The 1,932-nt window shown below is 36.7% G+C and carries 1 protein-coding gene; it reads left to right on the plus strand.

The annotated features are described in order from the left end of the window. The first annotated feature begins 504 nt into the window (after positions 1 to 504). A complete protein-coding gene (gene ltrA / locus F9279_RS24715) occupies positions 505 to 1,932 on the plus strand; it encodes a group II intron reverse transcriptase/maturase (RefSeq protein ID WP_152116731.1) in 1,428 nt (475 codons plus the stop codon).

The raw sequence follows: 1,932 nt of genomic DNA on the forward strand, positions 1-1,932 counted from the left end.
TACTGGTACAACCTATGAAAACTAATCTAGGGCATTATTGCGAGGTAGTGTTTGAAGGAGATGCGGTGAATCGAGAGACCCGTAGTTGGATGAGCAGACCCAAATGCATAAGCGTGAAACACAACGGCTGGATAAGTTGACGACCGTGCGAAGAGAACGGGAAGTCCGGATACTTTTATCTGTTCCTTGGCCAAAGTAACCAGTCGACTAAGGAAATCTTATCAAGTGATGGTGTTGGGTATGTTCAGAAGGAAAGTGCGATGACCCCGTGAGGTCTCCACTTCAACTTTAGTTATTGGTATATAAGGAAAACCGAAATTACCAATAAAGGTGGAGAAGTCAGACGTTTTCATAGTACGGAAGTAAGGTTGTGACGAAACACAATCTGAACGGAAGGGAAACGACCTCGTGGCTCTACACAATTAAATAGGTGTAATGATAACCGCTCATGTTACTTTGGTAAAAACGGACGGAACGTGCACAATGAAAGGTGTGGAATAAGTATTGAACCAAGAACTAAAGTTCAAATGGCACAGTGTATATGGACAAATTCTCTTTGATAGGAAGCTCAAAACAGCTTGGGAAAAGGTTAAAAGCAATAAGGGAGCAGGAGGAATAGATGGAAAAACTGTACAAAGTTACGCAAGTAACGAAGACGAAAATCTTCGAAAGCTACTTGAAAAACTTAGGTTGAAAGAATATATACCTTCTCCAGTACGTAGAAAATACATTCCCAAAAAGAATGGGAAACAACGTCCACTTGGAATCCCTAATGTAGAAGACCGCATAGTCCAACAAGCTATAGTAAATGTATTAGAACCAAAATGTGAGGAATACATCTTTCATAAATGGTCTTGTGGTTATCGTCCTAATTTAGGAGCAAAAAGAGTCATGCAAATTATTACTTGGAATATCGAGAGTGGATACCATTATATCTACGACTGTGATATTAAAGGCTTCTTTGATAATATTCCTCATAAGAAATTAATGAAAATACTTAATAAGTATATAGCAGATGGTACTGTACTTAATCTTATATGGAAATGGCTTAAAGTTGGTTATATGGAAGAAGGAAAACATTATAAAGGTGTTGCCGGAACTCCTCAAGGAGGAGTTATTTCACCACTTCTCGCCAATTTGTTTCTTAATGAACTGGATTGGGAGTTAGATTCCTATGGAATCCGCTTCGTAAGATACGCCGATGATTTTCTTTTGTTTGCCAAAACAAAAGAAGAAATACAAAAAGCAGAGGAAATAACAAAGAAGAAGCTCAAAGAATTAGGACTTGAAATTTCCATTGAAAAGACCAAAGTTGTAAACTTCCATGATGATGACTTTGACTTTCTAGGCTTCACTTTTGAACATTGGAGAAAAAGAAAGAAGGATGGAAAACCCTACTATATAGTCAAACCAAAAGAATCTACTTGGAAAGATTTTCGTCAGAAAATAAAAGATAAAACTAGGAAAACACTTACCCTTAGCAAAGAGGTATGGGTAAACCGAGTGAACCAAGTAATTAGAGGAAAGGTAAATTACTTCCTTACCATTTGGGAAGCTATAAAAGAAAATCAAAAGTTTGGGAAAGAATTCTCTTGTTTCTTCAATGTATTCAGAGATGAGTTATTAGCAATTGATGGTTACACAAGAAGACGATTAAGAGTAGCTATGATACATCATCATCCAAGTCAAAAGAAAGGTCAAAAGATGTCAACAAAATGGGGAATTGAATTCTTTACTAAGATTGGTTTAGTGCCGGCTTTTCAATATTATTATGGCAAACAGTTTGGTTATAGTCCGGAAGACTATGTTCAATATATGAAGGCTAAACATGAGAAGAAGTACAAAAGGGCTTTACAACGAGCAAAAGAAAGAGGAAAAGAGTATTTTACACGTGAAAGGGTTCGTAAAATAAACTGTGCACAGGGAAAATAA

It is taken from the genome of Bacillus sp. B1-b2, assembly GCF_009183415.1.
Lineage (GTDB): Bacteria > Bacillota > Bacilli > Bacillales > Cytobacillaceae > Niallia.